Source organism: Acinetobacter tianfuensis, from assembly GCF_003611465.1.
Taxonomy (GTDB): domain Bacteria; phylum Pseudomonadota; class Gammaproteobacteria; order Pseudomonadales; family Moraxellaceae; genus Acinetobacter; species Acinetobacter tianfuensis.
The window spans coordinates 44,050-65,180 of record NZ_RAXV01000005.1 but is presented as its reverse complement, the minus strand read 5'-3'; the positions used below and the strand labels follow the sequence as shown (position 1 = coordinate 65,180).

20 protein-coding genes are annotated in these 21,131 nt (G+C 44.5%); 2 read left to right on the top strand and 18 right to left on the bottom strand.

What is annotated here, in order from left to right; all coding sequences use genetic code 11:
* The first annotated feature begins 30 nt into the window (after window positions 1-30).
* Window positions 31-801, top strand: coding sequence for an SDR family oxidoreductase (locus D7V32_RS03810; protein WP_120401594.1), 771 nt, complete (start codon window positions 31-33; stop codon window positions 799-801).
* 22 nt (window positions 802-823) lie between these two features.
* On the opposite strand, the gene D7V32_RS03805 is transcribed toward D7V32_RS03810, so the two are convergent.
* From D7V32_RS03805 to D7V32_RS03735, 15 genes are all read right to left on the bottom strand, one after another.
* Window positions 824-1,465: a 4'-phosphopantetheinyl transferase family protein gene (locus D7V32_RS03805; protein WP_120401593.1), complete on the bottom strand. Its 642-nt coding sequence runs from the start codon at window positions 1,463-1,465 to the stop codon at window positions 824-826.
* A gap of 99 nt (window positions 1,466-1,564) precedes the next feature.
* Window positions 1,565-2,974, bottom strand: a complete 1,410-nt coding sequence (gene der, locus D7V32_RS03800; RefSeq protein WP_120401592.1) for a ribosome biogenesis GTPase Der — start codon at window positions 2,972-2,974, stop codon at window positions 1,565-1,567.
* A 173-nt stretch (window positions 2,975-3,147) separates the two neighbouring features.
* Window positions 3,148-4,296 (bottom strand): outer membrane protein assembly factor BamB, encoded by a 1,149-nt coding sequence (bamB, locus tag D7V32_RS03795; RefSeq protein ID WP_120401591.1) that lies wholly within the window; start codon window positions 4,294-4,296, stop codon window positions 3,148-3,150.
* Window positions 4,293-4,991 carry a YfgM family protein gene (locus D7V32_RS03790; RefSeq protein WP_120401590.1) on the bottom strand — a complete coding sequence of 233 codons (699 nt, stop codon included), beginning with the start codon at window positions 4,989-4,991 and terminating at the stop codon, window positions 4,293-4,295. The genes bamB and D7V32_RS03790 overlap by 4 nt, the downstream gene beginning before the upstream one ends.
* 29 nt (window positions 4,992-5,020) lie before the next feature.
* On the bottom strand, window positions 5,021-6,316 hold the full coding sequence (gene hisS / locus D7V32_RS03785) for a histidine--tRNA ligase (RefSeq protein ID WP_120401589.1): 1,296 nt from the start codon (window positions 6,314-6,316) through the stop codon (window positions 5,021-5,023).
* Window positions 6,317-6,319: 3 nt separating this feature from the next.
* The gene (gene ispG, locus D7V32_RS03780; RefSeq protein WP_120401588.1) at window positions 6,320-7,441 is read right to left on the bottom strand and encodes a flavodoxin-dependent (E)-4-hydroxy-3-methylbut-2-enyl-diphosphate synthase; all 1,122 of its coding nucleotides are present in this window, start codon (window positions 7,439-7,441) and stop codon (window positions 6,320-6,322) included.
* 24 nt (window positions 7,442-7,465) lie between these two features.
* On the bottom strand, window positions 7,466-8,254 hold the full coding sequence (locus D7V32_RS03775) for a helix-turn-helix domain-containing protein (RefSeq protein ID WP_120401587.1): 789 nt from the start codon (window positions 8,252-8,254) through the stop codon (window positions 7,466-7,468).
* A complete protein-coding gene (gene pilW, locus D7V32_RS03770; protein WP_407641530.1) occupies window positions 8,245-9,012 on the bottom strand; it encodes a type IV pilus biogenesis/stability protein PilW in 768 nt (255 codons plus the stop codon). Before pilW ends, D7V32_RS03775 begins: the two co-directional genes overlap by 10 nt.
* Before the next feature lie 57 nt (window positions 9,013-9,069).
* Window positions 9,070-10,305 (bottom strand): 23S rRNA (adenine(2503)-C(2))-methyltransferase RlmN, encoded by a 1,236-nt coding sequence (gene rlmN, locus D7V32_RS03765; RefSeq protein ID WP_120401585.1) that lies wholly within the window; start codon window positions 10,303-10,305, stop codon window positions 9,070-9,072.
* A 124-nt stretch (window positions 10,306-10,429) separates the two neighbouring features.
* Entirely contained in the window at window positions 10,430-10,861 is a 432-nt protein-coding gene (ndk, locus tag D7V32_RS03760; RefSeq protein ID WP_120401584.1) for a nucleoside-diphosphate kinase, read from the bottom strand.
* A 110-nt stretch (window positions 10,862-10,971) separates the two neighbouring features.
* Window positions 10,972-11,172, bottom strand: coding sequence for a Fe-S cluster assembly protein IscX (gene iscX, locus D7V32_RS03755; protein WP_120401583.1), 201 nt, complete (start codon window positions 11,170-11,172; stop codon window positions 10,972-10,974).
* A 105-nt stretch (window positions 11,173-11,277) separates the two neighbouring features.
* On the bottom strand, window positions 11,278-11,829 hold the full coding sequence (locus D7V32_RS03750) for a phosphatase PAP2 family protein (RefSeq protein ID WP_120401582.1): 552 nt from the start codon (window positions 11,827-11,829) through the stop codon (window positions 11,278-11,280).
* Window positions 11,830-11,912: 83 nt separating this feature from the next.
* Window positions 11,913-13,187 (bottom strand): glycosyltransferase family 4 protein, encoded by a 1,275-nt coding sequence (locus D7V32_RS03745; protein ID WP_120401581.1) that lies wholly within the window; start codon window positions 13,185-13,187, stop codon window positions 11,913-11,915.
* Between the two features lie 96 nt (window positions 13,188-13,283).
* Entirely contained in the window at window positions 13,284-15,236 is a 1,953-nt protein-coding gene (locus D7V32_RS03740) for a sensor histidine kinase (protein ID WP_171407569.1), read from the bottom strand.
* A 191-nt stretch (window positions 15,237-15,427) separates the two neighbouring features.
* The gene (locus tag D7V32_RS03735) at window positions 15,428-16,237 is read right to left on the bottom strand and encodes an XAC2610-related protein (RefSeq protein ID WP_120401579.1); all 810 of its coding nucleotides are present in this window, start codon (window positions 16,235-16,237) and stop codon (window positions 15,428-15,430) included.
* 181 nt (window positions 16,238-16,418) lie between these two features.
* Here D7V32_RS03735 and D7V32_RS03730 point away from each other — a divergent pair, with 181 nt between their 5' ends.
* On the top strand, window positions 16,419-17,546 hold the full coding sequence (locus D7V32_RS03730) for a hypothetical protein (RefSeq protein ID WP_120401578.1): 1,128 nt from the start codon (window positions 16,419-16,421) through the stop codon (window positions 17,544-17,546).
* 221 nt (window positions 17,547-17,767) lie between these two features.
* Here D7V32_RS03730 and ilvC read toward each other — a convergent pair whose 3' ends face one another.
* The 3 genes from ilvC to D7V32_RS03715 all read right to left on the bottom strand — a co-directional run bounded on the left by ilvC (window position 17,768) and on the right by D7V32_RS03715 (window position 21,107).
* Window positions 17,768-18,784 (bottom strand): ketol-acid reductoisomerase, encoded by a 1,017-nt coding sequence (ilvC, locus tag D7V32_RS03725; protein ID WP_120401577.1) that lies wholly within the window; start codon window positions 18,782-18,784, stop codon window positions 17,768-17,770.
* A gap of 107 nt (window positions 18,785-18,891) precedes the next feature.
* Entirely contained in the window at window positions 18,892-19,383 is a 492-nt protein-coding gene (ilvN, locus tag D7V32_RS03720; RefSeq protein WP_120365147.1) for an acetolactate synthase small subunit, read from the bottom strand.
* Window positions 19,380-21,107 (bottom strand): acetolactate synthase 3 large subunit, encoded by a 1,728-nt coding sequence (locus tag D7V32_RS03715; RefSeq protein ID WP_120401576.1) that lies wholly within the window; start codon window positions 21,105-21,107, stop codon window positions 19,380-19,382. The genes ilvN and D7V32_RS03715 overlap by 4 nt, the downstream gene beginning before the upstream one ends.
* Window positions 21,108-21,131: the final 24 nt, after the last annotated feature.

Here is a 21,131-nt window from a genome sequence, read left to right as displayed (position 1 = left end):
ATCAAGCAAGAACAATAAGGGATTAAAAAAATGCACAGTATCTTTATTAGCGGCGCAGCACAAGGAATTGGAGCAGCAACCGCTATATTCTTTTATCAGCAAGGCTTTAAAGTCGGCATCTATGATTTAAATGCGGTACAGGCGCAGAAGCTCGCACAGAAGCTTGGGCCAAATGCTAAAGCTGGCTTGCTGGATGTATGCAATGTGCAGCACTGGCAAAATGCCTTAGCTGAATTTACGGCATGGGCGGGTGAACTGAATATTCTAGTGAATAATGCAGGTATCTTATTTTCAGGCCCTTTTGAAGATACCCCGCTGGAAGCACACCACAAAACTATCGACATTAATGTCAAAGGCGTCATGAATGGCTGCCATGCAGCGCTGCCCTATTTGCGCCAAGCTTCTTATGCACGTGTAATCAATTTATCTTCTGCATCCGCCATTTATGGCCAGCCTGATCTTGCCAGCTATGCAGCATCTAAATTTGCTGTGCGCGGCCTGACAGAAGGTTTAGATATTGAATGGAAAAAATATGGTATCCGCGTTTTAGACATCATGCCTTTATTTGTGCAGACTGCCATGGTCAAAGGCATGAATGCCGCAAGTATTCACAATATGGGCGTAAATTTAAGCGCAGAAGATGTCGCAGCGCAGATTTATAAAACTGCATATGTCAAAGACAGCATCTTTGGCAGCACACACTATCCTGTCGGGCTAAAAACCAAAGTCATGATGACGCTTTCCAATGTCAGCCCACAGTTTGTGAACCGTCTGGGCAACTTATGGATCAGTAAACGCTGATACAGCTCAACGCCTGCATTTTTCAGTGCTGATACAGCTGAATGCGCGGCAGCTGAAAACCTTTGCAAGATTGATCTGCCCGCCATGCGACACTCAGCATGGCATGCGGCAGCGTATAATTTTGATAGGCAAATACGCCAATGGCCGGGTGACTGCACATGCCTCCATTCACATCGGGATAAACACGTGTATTCAGCTCATTTAAATTGATGCGGATGCCTAAACCTGATGCTTTTAACACAGCTTCCTTCACCGTCCAGACTTTAAACCAATATTCAGGATCACAGCCTGCCGCCAGCCAAGTTTCCAGCTCTTGTACATGAAATGCATGTTTTGCTAAAGCTTCGAAGCGCACTTTTCGGTCTAAGTCTTCTATATCCACCCCAAGATCTGCCGTTCTCTGGCTATGCGCCAATACATAATGCTGCTGGCTATGACTGTGATTAAAGTAAAATTGCGGATGGTCTTTTAAATAAGGTTTGCCAAACGCTGTTTTCGCAAAACTGCTATCTTGAATATCTGCTGCCAAGTAAGCAGACAATAGCTGATTACGGTGCTGTGCAATGGCCTGTTTTTGCATCTGAATGAATGCTTTGCGCTCCATTCCTGCATCCAGCTGAACTAAAGCATCAATTCTGCACACTTCTAAATGTATTTCAGCCATCAATCTTTCCCATCCTTTCACGCTTTACTATAAATGAAGATGCGCCAAAAACAAAAAAGCCTGCGATTGCAGGCTTTTAATATGTTAAAGAATAACGAATTAACGCTTAAACTTTTTCTCTGCTTTCTTAAATTTCTGAACATAACGGCGTTTACGCGCTGCTGTACGCTCATCAATTTGCGACTTACGGCCCTCAAACGGGTTTTCTGAGGTTTTAAATTCGATTTTTACTGGCGTACCTTCAAGTTTATATACTTTACGGAATACGTTTTCTAAGTAACGGCGATAATCCGCAGGCGTTTTATCTACTTTGTTACCGTGAATCACGATGGTCGGCGGGTTTTGGCCGCCAATATGCGCATAACGCATTTTGATTGCGCGGCCTTGAACTTTCGGCGGATGGTGAGCATCTGTTGCATCTTTCAAAATTTGCGTAATTTTTGCAGGAGACACTTTCAGACGTGATGATTCATACGCACGGTGAATAGACGGATATAAATCACCCACACCTGTACCATGCAAAGCAGAAATCAAGTGAATTTTTGCCCATGGAATAAAGTCAAAGCGGCGTTCCACATCTAACTTACATTGCTTGCGGTCATACTCAGTCATGTTGTCCCATTTGTTGATCGCGATCACAATGGCACGGCCAGCTTCAATCGCATAACCAATCAAATGCAAATCTTGTTCAACAATACCTTCACGGGCATCCACCACAACAACAATTACATTGGCATCTTTCATGGCCTGTAAAGTTTTCACGATTGAGAACTTCTCAATCATTTCATCTACTTTACCTTTACGGCGCACACCCGCAGTATCAATCAGGGTGTATTTACGGCCATCACGTTCATATGGAATGTAAATCGAGTCACGTGTTGTACCCGGCTGGTCAAATGCAACAACACGCTCTTCACCCAATAAGCGATTCACCAGTGTTGATTTACCCACGTTAGGACGGCCAATGATTGCAAGGCGTAAACCCGTGTCTTCATCGCGCTCTTCATCAGCTTCATCTTCAGGCACATCCACCAGCACTTCTTCAAGCATCTGCTGTACACCGCGGCCGTGGCTGGCAGCCACTTGCATCGGTTCACCCATACCCAATTTATAGAATTCGACAAGCGCGGCTTCCGCATGTACGCCATCTACTTTATTGGCAACAAGAAAAACTTTCTTACCTAAAGTACGCAGTTCACGCGCGATTTGCTCATCAGAAGCCAATAAGCCTGCGCGGGCATCCACCACAAAAATAATAATGTCAGCTTCATTGATCGCAGTTTTTGACTGTTCAGCCATGTACGAGTCAATGCCGCCTTCACTTTCACCAATACCGCCAGTATCGACAACAATAAACGATTTATTTTGATACGTTGCGTCACCGTACTTACGGTCACGAGTCAGACCTGCGAAGTCTGCTACAAGGGCATCACGGCTCTTGGTAATCTGGTTAAACAACGTTGATTTTCCGACGTTCGGACGACCAATGAGCGCAATTACGGGTTTCATAGATTAACCTTTATTCAAGATCAGCCAGCTAGGTCTGGTCTGAACATCAGAAAGTTTTGGAAGAGTTAGAATTGGATTAAAGCCCAAAATAAATAAAAACACGGGGCATTGAATGTTCAATTACCCCGCGTTAAAAATACGGTTGGCTTATTTTAGCATAAGCCGCAGAAAAATTAACGGTTCTGCCAGATGCTCATTGCACCCTTGCGTGTAGAGACAAATAATTGACTGTCAATTACACGCAAAGTACGCACATCACCGCTGGTTTTGGCACGGCCTACAATGGTTCCGCTGCTTGGATCAATCATGTGCAGAACGCCGCCCATATCACCCACAATCAGATTTTGGCCAAACATGACTGGATTACTGAGCTGACGGTTCAGCAGCTGATCATTTTCCCACAGTTTCTGGCCTGTCGTAATTTCATACGCAGTGATTTTACCGTCATTTTGCGCAACAAACACACCATTGCCAGCAACTTCAGGACGCTGTGTACTGCTCGCATCTTCACTCCAGATCACTTGCTGGCTTGCAAGATCCATTGCAGTCACCTGACCTTGAAAACTAGAAGTTACAAGGAACTGACCTGCGACTGAAGGCTCACCGTCAATATCAATCAAACGCTGAATATCAGAACGGCCATCGGATACAGCCATACGGCGCTGCATACGCGGCGCGCCAGTCAAAGCATCAATCGCATAAATATATGCATTCGCAGATGCAATCAGCACATTACGCTGATCTAAGGCCACTGGCGCCGCCTGACCGCGCAAGCTGAACTGAACATTCGGCAAGCTATATGTCCACGCCTGCTTGCCTGTTTCAGCTTCATGCGCAAACACTGTACCGTCATTCGCAACGGTAATCACACGGCCGGCATGAATCAGTGACGGCGCAAGCAAAGCGCCTGTCAGCTGTACTGACCATTTTTGCTCACCTGTCGCTTGATCTAATGCAAACAGCTGACCTTTTTGACTGCCCACAATCACCAAGCCATCTTTTGCCTCAACACCAGAACTTAAGCCCGATTTTGAAATTTTCTTTTGCCAAAGACGCTGCTTGCCTTGATACGCTTCAACTTCACCATTTGGGTTCACCACAAAAACGGTGCCGTTATCCGCATCTAAACGCAAACGCAGCGGATCAGCTTCGCTCGTAGAAGCAACGCTTTTAGAAAATACAGCGGTCAGGCTTTTTGCATTGACTAATTTAGGCAATGGGTTCGGTTTTACTTCCTCAACCTTTACCCCTTTATTTGCACAGCCTGCTAAAGCAAGTGTTAATACCGTCAGTGCGCACGCAAATTTATATTTTCTATTCATTCAGCTACTTCCACTTGTGTATCTAATATCGGACGTTCAATTTCAGGATCATCAACCAAAACGCCTACACTTTCGAGTTTAATTTGTAAAATTTGACGTTCTTCTTTACGTTCTGCCAACGCATCCCATGCACTTTGATATACTTTTTTCGCATTTTCAATATCATTTTTTGCAACATACACATCGCCGCGGGCTTCATCCGCTGTTGCTGCAAACGCAGGGTCTTTCACTGCCGACAATGTCTTTAACGCATCGTCATATTTCTTTTGCGCAAGCTGAGCATAAGCCAAACGCAGTTTTACAAGCTGCACCAAGCCCTGATCATCAACTTTTGAATTTTCTACTTTTTTCAGCGCTTTTTCAGCATTGGCATAATCCGACTTATCATAAGCCAATTTCGCCATCAGCAATTGCGCTTGAATTGCCTGCACAGAGTCAGGCGCTTCTTTCACAATTTTATCAGCCGACGCAGACAGCTGAGCAAAGGCATCGCCCTGCGCTGTCTGAGCATCGCCAATCAATTGCTGCACTCTAGCGGTTTCCACTTGAGACTCAGCCAGATTTTTCTTCTGCCAATATTCCCAGCCGAAAAAGGCAATCAACGCAATTAAAATCCCGCTAACAATGGCAGAGCCATACTTTTTAGTGAAAGATTTCAAACTATCAAGCTGTTCGTCATCACTTAATGCGCTCATGTGATTCCCTTTTCCTTATCTGTTATGACTTATTTTGAAGAAATTTTATCAATAATGAACGGCACAATGTCCGCCACTGCAACTTCAGTCTGCTCTGCTGTCGCCAGCTCTTTGACAGACAGCTGCTGTGCTTCCCACTCGCGCTCGCCGTAAATCAAAGCAAATACTGCACCTGCCTGATCCGCTTTTTTCATTTGCGATTTCATTGAGCCTTGTGAGCCTGTTTTTAAACGCAATGCGCTGCCCGCTGCTTCCAGCTGATCACGAATTTGCTCTGCCAGCACCAAAGCTTTACTTTGTGAAGCCGGCTCAGACACAAGGAACATTTCGCAGTCGCGTACAGGAGTATTGTCTTCAAGCTGTTCCAGCAGAAGAAGCAAACGCTCCATGCCCATTGCGAAACCAACGGCTGGAACAGACTGGTCTGCTTTGCCTTTCAGCTGTCCAACTAAACCGTCATAACGGCCGCCAGCGCATACAGTGCCTTGTGAACCTAAATGAGCGGTCGTCCACTCAAATACCGTTTTGTTGTAGTAGTCTAAACCGCGCACCAATTTTTGGTTAATCACAAAGCTGATGCCCGCATCTGTCAAATACTGCTGCAGCTGGGCAAAATGCGCTAATGTTTCTTCGCCCATAAAGTCATGCAATTTTGGCGCATTGACTAAAATAGACTGCGTTTTAGCATCTTTAGAATCTAGAATACGCAGCGGATTTGTCGTTAAACGGCGCTGTGAATCCTCATCCAAATCTGCTTTATGAACCTCTAAGAACTCCACCAAAGCAGCGCGGTAAGCAGCGCGCTCGTCAGACTCGCCTAATGTGTTCAGCTCCAGCTGCACTTTGTCTGCCACGCCCATGCGTTTCCACAAACGCGCAGTCATCAAAATCAGTTCCGCATCCTGATCAGGAGTAGATACGCCAAAAGTTTCTACACCAAACTGATGAAACTGGCGGTAACGGCCTTTCTGCGGCTTTTCATAGCGGAACATTGGACCAAGATACCAAACTTTCGGTGTCGCGCCGCGCAGCAAATTATGCTCAAGCATTGCGCGTACGCAGCCTGCTGTACCTTCAGGACGCAGCGTTAAAGACTCTGGCGGCTGGCCTTTGTCTAAAAACGTATACATCTCTTTTTCAACAATATCTGTTGCATCACCAATAGAACGCTTGAACAAGTTTGTTTGTTCAACGATCGGCAGGCGGATTTGCTGATAGCCATATGCATCCATCAATGCAGACAGGTGCTGTTCTAGACGTCTCCAAGCAGCTGTTTGCGTTGGCAGAATGTCATTAAAACCTTTGATTGCGGCAATTGAACTCATGATTTACTCAGAAAAACTTGTGCGAATAATCTCTTTAGCTTTAGCGTCATCAAGATCGCTAACACGTTGACGAACCATCGCTTCGATTTCGTCAACCAACTGATTTGTGTCAATTAAATGGCTCTTTTCACCATTACGATACACCAGTGAACGCGGACTTGCACCTACCACGCCAATATCGGCTTCTTTGGCTTCGCCCGGGCCATTCACCTTACAGCCAATGACAGATACATCCATTGGCGTACGGATATCTTCCAAACGCTCTTCCAAAGCCTGCATCACTGAAATCACGTTAAATTCCTGACGCGAACAGCTTGGGCAAGCAATGAAGTTAATGCCGTTAGAACGCAGGCTTAATGATTTTAAAATATCAAAGCCAATTTTCACTTCTTCTTCTGGTTCTGCAGCCAACGAAATACGCATGGTATCGCCAATGCCTTCCATCAGCAGGCCGCCCAAAGCAATGGCAGACTTCACAGAACCGGTACGGTAAATACCAGCTTCAGTCACACCTAAGTGCAGCGGATTATCAATTTGCTGAGACAGCAAACGGTAAGCATCCATGGTTAAAAAAACATTCGATGCTTTAACGGATACTTTAAACTCGTGAAAATCCAAACGGTCTAAAATATCAATATGGCGCATTGCCGATTCAAGCAATGCTTGGCCTGTCGGCTCACCGTATTTTTTTTGAATATCTTTTTCCAGTGAGCCAGCATTCACGCCAATACGCATGGAAATATCGTTATGGCGCGCAGCAGCCACCACCTCACGGATTTTTGCTTCTGAGCCGATGTTGCCCGGGTTAATACGTAAACAATCGGCACCAAGATCAGCAACACGCAGTGCGATCTTGTAGTCAAAATGAATGTCGGCAACCAATGGCACTTGTGAGCGCTTACGGATTTCGCCAAATGCTTCAGCAGCTTCCATCGTCGGCACCGAAACACGCATGATATCTGCGCCTGCATCTGCACAGCGCTGAATTTGCGCAACCGTTGCTTCTACATCACACGTTTCTGTATTGGTCATGCTTTGAATGCTGATTGGCGCATCACCGCCCACATACACCGAACCGACACGGATTTTGCGGGTTGGACGGCGTTTAATTGGATTTACAATCATTGTTCAAGTCTGCTCTGCTATGCCTTAACGCGATAAACGGAAATCTGCTTTACCGTTCACGGTATAAGGCGACAATGAAATATTTTCGCTATTTAAGCTCAGTGCTACTGCTTCAGCATCATCCAAACGAATTTGGAAAGGCGCCTCGCCATTTAAGCTTAAAGTTGTTGCCTGACGGCCTGTCGCCAGGACTTTGCCAGTCGAATCGACAATATGCACAGAAGTCGGACGATTGAAAGTCAAATCCAGCTGATCACCAGAAACAACCGAGGCATTGCCATCCATACTTAAGATTTGAACTTCCGCGCTCTCAGCTGCAGGTTCATCTGTATTTTTGCTGTCAGACATATTCTGTACGGCGGTCACAATCAAGCCCGCAACAATAAAAACAGCCAATGCAATCAAAGCGCGTTTTAACCATTTACGGTTACGGTCACGGTTTGAACCAGGCAATTTGCCCATAATTTTAATTGGCGAATTATTTAAAGCATGATTGGGCAATAAACCAGTATCATTGGCATAAATTTCATCAAAACGCTGAATGATATTGGTAGCATCCACTTTGAGAAATTTTGCATAGGTACGGTAATACCCTTTGATAAACGTTGCTTCAGGCAACGAGTTATAATCATCCTGTTCCAAGGCAGTCAGCGTTTTCACTGGAATATTTAATTCCTGAGCCACGTCTTCCAAATTCAACTTTTGGGTAATACGGACTTGACGCAAGTACTCACCTGGACGCTGAACATTTCCTAACGCATTTGGGGTAGCGCTCGAAGAACTCGATTGCGGTGAATTAGGATTTACTTCCATACGGCCTCAGTACTGTACTGTAATTGCAAATAACGTTGGTATTCAGGACTTTCTGGAAATAATGCACGCAATTGGTTAATTAATACCTGCATACCCAAATTATCTTGATTCGCACGCGCAATGCGGATACCAATCCAAAGCGCACGGGCGCTCTGATTATTTTGACCTACTGAACGGACAAATTGTTCATACAATCGTGCCGCTTCAGCAGTCTGCTGGTTCAAATAAAAAATTTCTGCCAACTCTAACATTGAAATGAATGAAGAACGATTGGCTTGCAAGGCTTGTTTGAATGTTTTTTCAGCATTCACTGTATCCCCCAATTTGAGGTAAATCTGCCCTGCATTTTCTAAAGCTTTTGAACGCTGATCATAACCCAATGCTGCACCGGCAATATTCAGCTGTTCAAGCGCGTCAGTATAGCGCCCAATTTGATACAAATACGTACCGTAGTTGTTACGAATTTGCGCATTTTTAGAATCGGACGCCAGCGCACGCTTAAAATAAGTATCCGCTTTTTCCATGTTGATGGCGCTGCCTTCCTGCTGCAGCAGCACCCCCATCATCATATTGGCTTGCGCATCACGGCTATTGGTTTGCAAAGCTTGATCAAGTTCACGCTTGGCAGCATCCAAATCACCCGTCTTCAAATACTCAACAGCCATTTGAGTGCGTACTTGTACCGCTTTTTTTGGATCTTTTTTTACAATATCACTGCTGGTGGACTGACACCCAGTCAATACACCCGCTGCAATCATCAAAGATGAAACTAAAGCAATTTTATACGTCGATCTGCTCAATTGGCTGCCTCATTATTATCCTTGTGAGCGCAGAATCTCATTTTGCGCTGCAACTTTCTTTTTCCATTGCTCCGCACGGCGTGTACGGTCAGCAACTTGCCCTACTAATTGTCCGCACGCAGCATCAATATCATCTCCGCGTGTCTGACGAATCGTACACACAAAACCGGCATCAGACAAAGTTTTTTGGAAAGAAATAATGCGGTTGCGGCTTGAACGGCCGTATGGCGCATGCGGAAATGGGTTGAATGGGATCAAATTGATTTTGCTAGGCAGGTTTTTCAGCAGCTTAATCATTTGCTGCGCATGCTCTGGCTGATCATTCACCCCATCCAGCATCACATACTCAATCGTCACGTGTTTACGCGAACTTTCATTGCCGTCTTTCGCAATATAGCGCTGGCAAGCAGCAATCAATTGTTCTAGCGGGTACTTTTTATTGATTGGCACAAGTTCGTTGCGCAGCTCATCATTTGGCGCATGCAGTGAAATCGCCAAAGCAACATCAATATCTTTCACCATCTGATCAATTTTAGGCACCACGCCTGACGTTGACAGCGTGACACGGCGCTTAGACATGCCATAAGCAAAGTCATCCAGCATGGTACGCATCGAGTTTAATACTGCATCATAGTTCAGCAGCGGTTCACCCATGCCCATCATCACTACGTTAGTCACCGAGCGCTCACGCTCAAGCACTGGCACCTCTTCCATATAAGAATAGTTTGCCATCCACAGCTGGCCAATAATTTCCGCTTGGCTTAAGTCACGCTGGAAACCTTGCTTGCCTGTCGAACAAAATGAACAGTCCAGCGCACAGCCTACTTGTGAAGAAATACACAAGGTGCGGCGCAAACCGCTGCGGTGTTCTGCTGGAATTAAAACCGTTTCTACCAGCGAGCCTTCACCGTCGCCCACACGGAATACCCATTTACGGGTACCGTCTTTCGAATAATTTTTATGCACCACTTCCGGCGCTTTAATTTCACAAATTTTTTCCAGCTTTTCACGCAATTTGCCTGAAATATTGGTCATTTCAGCAAAATCAGTCACAAAGAACTGGTGAATCCATTTCATCACCTGCCCAGCACGGAATTTCTTTTCGCCCATATCTTCGAAAAACTTTTCCATTTGCGGACGCGACATGCCAAGTAAATTCACTTTCTCGACAGTTTTAGCCTGTGCTGGAGCGGATGGAGTGTGTTGCTGCGGTTCAGAAACTGCTGATACAGCCACTGCTTCAGTACTCATGTGTAATTACCTAAACCATGTCTATTTGATGAAAGGAGAAGCTCAATAAACGAGCAAAGCTTTATTCAGAGAATAAAAAAACCAGATAAGTATAATAACACTTATCTGGTTTGAATACTTCGAATTAACGAGTACGCGGAGCAATCTCAGTTTGAGCGAAGAAGTAGTTAACTTCACGGTCAGCAGATGCTACAGAGTCAGAACCGTGAGCAGCGTTTTCGTCGATGCTTACAGCGAAGTCAGCGCGGATAGTGCCAGCAGCAGCTTCTTTCGGGTTAGTCGCGCCAAGGATGTCACGGTGAGCAAGAACTGCGTTTTCGCCTTCAAGAACAGAAACAACAACTGGACCAGAAGTCATGAATGCAACTAGGTCAGCAAAGAAACCGCGTTCTTTGTGTTCAGCGTAGAAGCCTTCAGCTTCAGCTTGAGTCAAGTGTTTCATTTTAGTTGCAACGATTTGAAGACCAGCTTTCTCAAAACGAGCAAAGATGTCGCCAATGTGGTTTTTAGCAACTGCGTCTGGTTTAACGATAGATAAAGTACGTTCGATAGCCATGATAGGCTCCTTAAGTCATAATGTTGACAGGAAAATTTGGCGCATTATACCGAATAATGCGCCATTTTCTGCTTTTCAGATGTAAAAAAATTGCTTTTTTCGATGAGCTCTCAGCTCGCCTCATCAATCCAAGCCATTTGAATCGCTTCCAGCAAACCTTCCGTTGACTTTTCAGGGTTGTCTGAAAAATCAGGCAAAGCGCAAACCCAAGCATGCAAATCAGTAAAACGGATCCACTGCGGATCTACATCTGGATGCGCTTCATAAAGCTCAATAGCGATATCAATGGTATCTGTCCAGCGTAAGCCCATGTGACTCTTCCTTAGATCCTATAAATGATGCTGTACTTTAACAAATTTCAAAAAATCTGCCTAAGCTTTCACTGCAGGCAAAATGTATTTTTTCTTGCATTGCATTTACAGCATGATATGCAGCAGCGGCGCACCCAAAATAATTGCGCTGGCGACTGCACCGCCAATCAGCGCGCCCACAGCCACATCACTTGGATAATGCAGGCCAAGCACCATGCGCGACAGCGCAACCAGCACCGTGAACGGCAGCATTAAAATCAGTAAAATCGGCTGCACCCAGCCAAGTACAGAGGTTGCCATCACCGCATGCAGCGTATGCCCAGACGGAAAGCTGAAATGATCCAGCGGCCGCTCACATAAACGCACCACTTGATGCACCTGATAAGGACGCGGACGTACTGTTTTGTGTTTCAGCAGCTTATAAATACCTGTACCAGTCAAACTGCTCAACACCACGTACAGCAGCTGCGCGCCATAGGCCAGCCCTTGCAGCATCCACACAGCGGCCAGCATCACATACCAAAATATTCCGTCTCCAAGACGGCTGATCATTTTAAAAAAATATGCCACCCGCTCTGAGTGGGAAAATGTGTTGAGATAAATACAGCCTTTTAAATCGAGATCAAGCATTCTTATTTTTGCATTTTTAAAATTCATTTTTCTCTCCTCAGGCGGTTTTAATCACCTCATACCAAACTTAATCACTGGCCTCACTTCCATTACTTTGCCCATATCAAAAACTACTCATTCACCACATTGGCCGCTGTATACAAAGCCTGCTCAAACTGCTGTACAGGATGCTGCCAGCCCGCCTGCTGTACAGCAGCAAAGGCTGTACGGCCCATCCGCTTCAATACGCTTCTCGGCGGCAGATGCAGCATATTGCGCTTAAAACCCGCAATATCTCCACGCTCACTCAGCCACCCTGACTGCTCATGGCGCACATGCTGCGCTGCACATGCATAACGGTAAGCCACAACTGGCAGCCCGCTGGCCATCGCCTCAAGCACAACATTGCCGAATGTCTCTACTTGACCTGCAAATACAAAAACATCTGCACTTGCATAGGCTTCTGCCAGCTGTCCGCCGCTTAAACTTCCGGTGAACACCACGGGATAGCCCTGACTGATACGCTGCAATTTTTCACGCTCTGGACCATCACCGACAATAACCAAACAGCGGTTTGCTTCTCCTGCCCGCGCCTGCGCAATAAAGGCATCCAAAATAACGTTGACTTCTTTTTCTGGCGACAGTCTGCCGACATACAGCAGCACTGTAGACTGCTCACCCGCCCCCCAGCGCTGCCGAAGCGCAGCGGAGGCATGCTTAGGATGAAAACGTTCAACATCTACACCGCGCCCGACCACCGCCATAGGACAATCCACACCCAATGCTTGCAAAGATTGTGCCGTACCTTGACTGGGCACACAGGTCAGCTGCGTACTGTTATGAAACCAGCAAAGATAGCGCTGTATAGGCTTAAGCAGAAATGCTAAATCAAAAAACCTGCTGAAATCCTGAAAAGCTGAATGAAAGCCGCTGGAAATGGGTATTTTTTTATTTTTAGCCGCCTGCAGCGCAGCCAGCCCTAAAGGTCCTTCGGTCACAATATGCACCACATCCGGCTCAAAATGCTCAATCGCATTAGATACTTTTAAAAACTGCGGCCAGCCAAATTTTAGACTTGGATAACGCGGAATAGACTGCGCCATAACGAGGCATTCCTGCTGCGGCTGAAAATCTGAACAGCGCCGCTGCTGCTGCGGGCGGATAAGTAAGATTTTATGCCCCTGCTGCTGCAATCCCCTGCAGAGCTGCAGCAAAGACAAAGCCACGCCATTAATTTCAGGAGGCCAAGTTTCTGTCACAATTGCTATTCTTAGGCGCGGCCTCACCAAATCATTCAGTTCACGCAATTCACGCTGAATATGCTGTACATTTTTATTTTTAAAGTAAAACCGCACGGTATCGGGCAAATGCTGCTTAAACAAGCCTGCCGCCATCTGATCTGACATGCGCCACCTATCTGTTATCTGTATTTTTTGTTTCAGTCTAGATCAGCTTGTTTGCATTTTAATGTGATTTCAATGACACTTTTTTGACAGCGCTCTTTATTGAAAAGAATGATTTTTCTTCCTGACCGTAACCCGTGTACAGCCCGGCTGTGACACCACTTCCAGTTCCGCTTTTATTTTTTTCAGCCTTGCGCTCATACTGCGCAAGCCCACACTCAACCCTGAATCATGCACCGCGGCAATATCAAAACCAACACCATTATCTTGCACAGAAATAGTCAGCTCTTCATTTTCTACCTTCATACAAACTTCAACAGAATTAGCATAGCTATGCTTCAAAACATTGGTCAAACTCTCTTCTAATACCCGCTGTAATGAAATACAGTCCGCAACAGCAATATTTCCTTGCCAGCTGTCAGGAATACACCAGCGCACTGCTATATCCAATTCATCAAAAAGCTGATTAAAACGATAACGGACTGGAGCCGCCCACAAAACTGGTGTATCCGGTACATTGGCATCCAGACTGGATCCGCTGTCTACAATCAGCCTCAAATCATCACGCAAATGTTTAAGCACCGATAAAAACTGTTTATTGCTTAAATCATTACGGCTTTGCTCGATTGAAGCCATTGACCTCACCAGCGAACTGCCCAATCCATCATGCAGGTCATGCGCCAGCTGAATTCGTTCTTGCAATTTAGCATTATTCAATTCCAGCTCATGACGCTGATTTAAACTTTCGCTCAACTCTGTACGCACCTGCTCTACAGTCCGCCCAAGCTTCGCATTAAAATGTTCCACACCCTTCATGCTGCGGGTTAAGCGCAAAGCAAAAATACTTGCCAAGATCACAGTTGTAAAAGGTGAGGCATAAACAAACAGTAAGCGGCCTTCTTGTTTATACAAACGAAAACAGTCATGCAGCGCCAGCGGCAAATATATAAAGAAAATCAGAACGGCTAAACAATACGCTTCTGGCTGTTTTGAGCGAAATGCAATGACAGGGTAAACAATGCAGTTCAATACATAAATGACAATGCCTGCAGCAAAACTGCTTTGCAAAACAGCATATGTATATTCAGCCGGCAGCACTGCAATCAACAGCACAAATGCAAAGAAAAGCCATGCCAAAAAACGCTCTGCCCAAAGCGCACTAAAGTTTGCAAAACGCCAATTATATAAACAGGTAATACAAATATAAGCTAAAAAACATAAACCTTGTATCCGTGCAAAATTGATGGTGTTTAGCGCAAAAAGCGGCTCAACTATCAAATTCATAGCGGTATACACAACCCATAGCAATGTTGCTAAAGCGTAGTAGCCAAATGCAGTTTCCTTACGCCTGAACAGCCAGACAAATGCGGCAATAACTCCTAAGGCAACCTCCAAACACAGCGTGTAAGTCTGCAAACCGCGCATTTCCAGCCAATAGCGCTCAAACTTCGCCATAGTAGATTCATAGTCAGCCAAGTGTACGAGACCAATTCCGGGATTAAGTTCAGAAACGCCTTCAACACGGATATACACCGTATTTTCACCTGACTTTAAAACACCTACCGGCAGCATCCACCGTCTTGGCATATTCCAGTTTCGCGACAGCGGCTCTTCAAGTGATTTGCTTTGCCACAGGAAATGATCATTGATATAAACCTGACCAGCCATATTGATAAAACTGATCGACAGCATCATGGGCTGATTTTGTTCCTGTTCGCAGGAAAACTGCCATGTCAGCTTATACCAAACGGTTCCGCTGAATTTCGGCCAGCGCTCATTCCAATAATCAGGCAGACGTTGAATCGTTTGCCACTGCGATGCTTCCGGACGGCTCTTCCCAGCCTCTCCCGCACCTTTTGCAGATTGAATGTGCTGAAGTTCAGCATGGCATTTGGCCGCGCTTTGTTGCGCATGCACTTCTGTTACGACAAACAGGGACAGCAATACCGCACAAAAACCAATAAAGAGTTTGTGTGCAGCTCCCTCATCAAAAAAACACAGCCGCGCAAAGTTACAGCATTTTCCGCAAACTGCAGTATGGCAAAGCGCCAAAAACATCACCTATTTTTTTAAAATTATAAAGCAGTTCAATCATATGCTGGTTTACATAAACAATACAATAACAAATTTTAATAATATTAATTCTCAAACGCACAAGATAATTACTATCGCAATCAATCAAATAAAAAATTTATATACAAATGTACTTTTTATTTTAAAGGTTCTGAATAAGCCATCAAAAACTATGGCTCCAAATACATTAAACCATCTCTAACCCGATAGAGCCGATTATTGCCAAAATCAATCTGCTGCTTATTGCCATGCAAACGCGGAAAGCCAACCAATGCATCCAGCTGGGCAGAACGCTGAAATTGCATTGTTTTAGGATTAAACATCCAATAAACAAAGCGCTTATCTTCTACTTTTTTAGCATCTGAAATATCAGACAGCACCAAATCGTAATAACCGTCGAAGTTGACATCCATATAACCGACACTGTTTGCAAATGCATTAAAACCTGTCAGGCTTTGTTTAATTTTACCTGTATTTTTATCAACCACATCGACCCGTTTCAACACCTTGCCATAAGGCTGCGCTGCCTCTTCAACACCATAAAATTTAAAAACAAAGACTGGCTTATCCACGGCTTTAAACGCAGGTTCAAAACGCACATTTTTCGCGCCGTCTGCATTCACCAGCACCGCATCGAATACACCGCTATTTGCATTTAAATAACCTTTTAGCTCAGATTGCTTACCCTCAGGCATATTCACTGATTTAAGCTCTAAAACATCACCTTTTTGCGCCCCTTTAAAGTCCATCTCCGTCTGATTCAGCTCATCATAAAGAGTTGCTTTAGGGTTCCACACACCAGCATATAAATCCAAAAAATAACGCTCTTCACTGGAGCGGAGCATGCGCTGCATAGACACACGGACATTGGTTAAAGGAGAGAGCTGCTGACCGTTACTCTCTAGAGCAGGAGCAGTTTCTGCGAAACTCAAGCCAGAGAAAAGAAGAAGTACAAAACTCGGGAGGATTTTATTATTCATAATGCAGCCACACAAAGAAATGACCTAACTGCAAATACACTAGCACATCTCAATTTCATTCAATGTATAGACTTTGCTTATCACTTTCACAAACTAAAGCTCAATTAATCTGTAAGCCATTGTTTTATCCCACCATATAAATTAACCTAAAAAACAATCAAATAATAAAAATAGAAATTTAATGAATTTGAAATCCGCCCCTGAACGTGAAATTTTGAGCTTTCAGCCACACATCTATAAAGTGACGAGCTGGGCAATTTTAGGAATGCTTGCAGTACATCTATTTTTCAATACACAACATTATCTTGCCAATCAACTGGAGGAAATCGAATATTTTGAACCCCTTTTTTTGTTTTATACTTTGTTGATCACACTTACGGTTCGCCTCAGTTTAAGCACTCACCGACTCACTCTCAAATTTGGTCCATTTTTTAGTTATGAAATACAACGTGATCAAATTGAAAAAATCACAATTACACCTAATCAAAGGCATTTATTAAAAGCAAAACACCCAATTTTATCGAAGAAGCTATTTAGTCGAAAACCTGAAATAGACTCCGCATTAGACTGGAAACTGCATGGGGATGTGCATTTTCAGTTACACACTCAAGTAACAATAACAAATCAGCTCAACAAAGCCCCGATGAAAAAGTTAGCTTTACAACAATTTTCCGCCGAACAAACCACTGATTTAATCAAACACATTAATCAAGACTGGGGACTCGAAACACCACTCAATACCAATACAGAAGAAACCCCAAATCCCGCTATTCATCAAGATATTGGTCAAACACCGCTCCACCTAGTCTTTGGAACACTTGCTTTAGGCAGTGTATTTTTCTTTATTCCCTTAGAGGCGATTCACTTTGGTGTGGAGTCTTATTTAGGGTTGATTCCTGCAGGATTACTTGCCTTTGCTTTGAGTTATGCTGTCATTCGCGCAGAGCAAAAGAGCCATCCTTTTGCATCAGCCCTCGTTTGCAGTTTTATATTGGGCACAACTTTGTATGCTGTCGGATTACAAGCCAATCGCTGGTATAGCGAACAAAACCCCCATCATTCTCAAATTTATTCGCTCAAACTCACAGCAACAGACAGCCGTTACCAAACGTGGCAACTCACACCTGAGCTTCAAGAAAAAACTAGGTTGAATGAAATTTATATCCATGAAAAATGGGCTGGATTTAATCATAGTTTAAAAATCGGGCAATCTTATCCTATTATTATCAATGAAGGATATTTTAAAGACTTTTGGATTCAAGATGACGCATTTAAACAACGAACATTGGCACAAGGATCTCAACTATGAGACTCCCCAATTCTAATTAATTAAGACATAAAAAGCTCCTGTTACAAACAAAGGCTTTTAAATTAGAACTTAGTTCTTTTCTTTGTCTACGATTCTGTTCGCTTGGATCCAAGGTACGCAAAAATAGAAAGCATGCTTGTCTATTTCTAAGGCACGAAACTTAGCCATTAAAAAACCCACTCAAAATGAGTGGGTTTCTTCAAATCATATGATTCGAGAAATTAGTTTTTCTCTTTATCAACGATTTTGTTCGCTTGAATCCAAGGCATCATCGCACGTAACTTGTTACCCGTTACTTCGATACCGTGAGCAGCATTTTGACGGCGGCGAGCAGTCATTGAAGGGTAGTTTAAAGCGCCTTCGTTGATGAACATTTTCGCGTATTCGCCAGATTGAATGCGTTTAAGCGCATTGCGCATCGCTTCACGAGACTGTTCGTTGATCACTTCAGTACCTGTTACATATTCGCCGTATTCAGCGTTGTTAGATACTGAGTAGTTCATGTCCGCGATACCGCCTTCGAACATTAAGTCAACGATCAATTTAAGTTCGTGCAGACATTCGAAGTAAGCCATTTCTGGAGCATAACCAGCTTCAACAAGCGTTTCAAAGCCCATTTTAACCAATTCAACAGCACCGCCGCAAAGAACTGCTTGCTCACCGAAAAGGTCAGTTTCAGTCTCTTCACGGAATGAAGTTTCGATGATACCTGTACGGCCGCCGCCTACGCCTGAAGCGTAAGAAAGAGCTAAGTTACGAGCGTTGCCAGAAGCATCTTGGTGGATTGCGATAAGATCTGGAACACCTGAACCGCGTTGGTATTCAGAACGCACTGTGTGACCAGGCGCTTTTGGAGCAACCATAATTACGTCAAGGTCAGCACGCGGAACAACTTGGTTATAAAGAACAGAGAAACCGTGAGCAAATGCTAAAGTCGCGCCTTCTTTGATGTTTGGTTCAATTACGTCGCGGTAAAGCTGAGATTGAAACTCATCTGGAGTTAAAATCATAACAACATCAGCTTGCGCTACAGCAGCAGGAACTTCAGCAACTTTAAGACCAGAGTTTTCAGCCTTTTTCCAAGAAGCAGAACCAGCACGTAAACCTACAGTTACGTCAACGCCAGAGTCTTTAAGGTTAAGCGCATGCGCATGGCCTTGTGAACCATAACCAATGATCGCTACTTTCTTAGATTGGATGATAGATAAGTCACAGTCTTTATCGTAAAAAATTTGCATTGCTGTCTCCGCTAAAATGCTTTTGTTTCCTTAACTCGGCACATTGATGTTTTTTATCTTCGCCGTGCTGAGCGCCTGCTTTTACAAGCAGGCATGTATGTTTAAAATTAGATTGTTAAAACTTTTTCGCCGCGCGCGATACCCGACACGCCCGAACGGACAACTTCAAGAATGGTATTTTCAGCCAAAGCATCAATAAAACCGTCAATCTTTTCAGTTGTGCCTGCAATTTGAATTGTGTACGTCGTCGGCGTTACATCAACCACTTGAGCACGGAAAATATCTGCTGTGCGTTTGATTTCAGCACGGGCCGAACCTAGCGCTTTTACTTTAATCAGCATCAGTTCACGCTCAATATGCGCGCCTTCAGACAGATCAACTACTTTTACAACTTCAACCAATTTGTTCAGCTGCTTCGTAATTTGCTCAATCTTGTGATCATCGCCATACGTGGTCAATGTCAGGCGTGAAAGCGTCGGATCTTCAGTCGGCGCTACATTTAAAGTCTCAATGTTATAATTACGCTGAGAAAATAAACCCACTAAACGTGAAAGCGCACCTGCTTCGTTTTCTACAAGTACAGAGATAATATGTCTCATGATGTGCGCTCCCCTTTGCCTAACCACATGTCTTTCATTGACTGGCCAGCAATTAACATTGGATAGACGTGTTCTGTACGGTCAACCATGACGTTGATGAATACACATTTATCATTAATCGCCATTGCTTCTGCAAGCTTAGATTCAAGCTCATCGGCATGATCAATTTGAATACCGACATGGCCATACGCTTCCATCAATTTAGGGAAGTCAGGCAGAGACTCTACATAAGAACTAGAGTGACGGCCTTCGTAGTTCATATCTTGCCACTGTTTAACCATACCTAGCGCACGGTTGTTCAAGCATAGAATTTTCACATTTAAGCCATATTGCTTACATGTAGAAAGTTCCTGGATACACATCTGAACGGATGCTTCACCTGTAATACAAACCACTTGCTGATCTGGGAATGCAAGTTTCGCAGCCATTGCATACGGCAAGCCCACACCCATGGTGCCCAAGCCGCCCGAGTTAATCCATTGACGCGGACGCGTATATTTGTAGTACAGCGCGCCAAACATTTGGTGCTGACCAACGTCAGAAGTAATAATTGCTTGGCTATTGGTAATTTTGTCCAATGCAGCAACAACCTGCTGAGGCTTCATTGTGCCGTCAGTCGGCGCAACGATTTTCAAGCCATGCGCATCGCGCCATGCATTGATTTGTTTCCACCAGTCCGCAATTGCTTCCGGATTTGGCTTAGAAACATTGAGCTGCTTCAACTGAGCCAGCATTTCCTGCAATACAGGTTCAACTGCACCTACAATTGGAATATGCGCCATAATGGTTTTTGAAATCGTCGCTGGGTCGATATCAATATGAATCACTTTGGCATTTGGACAGAACTTAGCTGGATTGTTTGTTACGCGGTCATCAAAACGCGCGCCAATCGCCAAGATCAGATCAGCATTTGCCATCGTCATGTTTGCTTCATAAGTACCATGCATACCCAGCATGCCCACAAACTGCGGGTCGTTGCCCGGGAATGCACCCAAGCCCATCAGCGTATTGGTTACTGGATAGCCAAGCAAATGCGCAAGTTCAGTCAATAGTGCAGAAGCATTACCTTGAACAACGCCGCCGCCTGTATAAATAATTGGACGTTTAGCGTTAATTAACTCTTCAATCGCTTTACGGATTTGACCCGAATGACCACGGTGAGGAGGCTGATAAGAACGCATCTTCACTTTTTCTGGGTATTCGTAAGCAAATTTTTCCGCAGGGTTCGTTGCGTCTTTTGGAATATCAACAACAACAGGACCTGGACGGCCACTTGAAGCAATATAAAACGCCTTCTTAATAATTGAAGGGATTTCGCTTGCATGACGCACTTGGAAGCTGTGTTTTACGATTGGGCGCGAAATACCGACCATATCCGTTTCTTGGAACGCATCCTCACCGATTAAATGGCTCGCAACCTGACCTGACAAAATCACCATTGGGATTGAGTCCATGTAGGCAGTTGCAATTGGAGTTACCGTATTTGTTGCGCCTGGACCTGATGTGACGAGAACAACACCAGTCTTACCTGTTACACGCGAGTAAGCATCTGCCATGTGGCCTGCAGCTTGTTCGTGGCGTACGAGGTAATGGTTAATTTTTTCTTGTTGAAATAGCGCATCGTAAATATGCAGTACTGCGCCGCCTGGGTATCCAAAAACATGTTCAACGCCTTCGTCCGCTAATGCGCGAACAAGCATTTCACCACCAGATAAAAGTTCCAACTTGATTCACCCTAATCTTTTTTC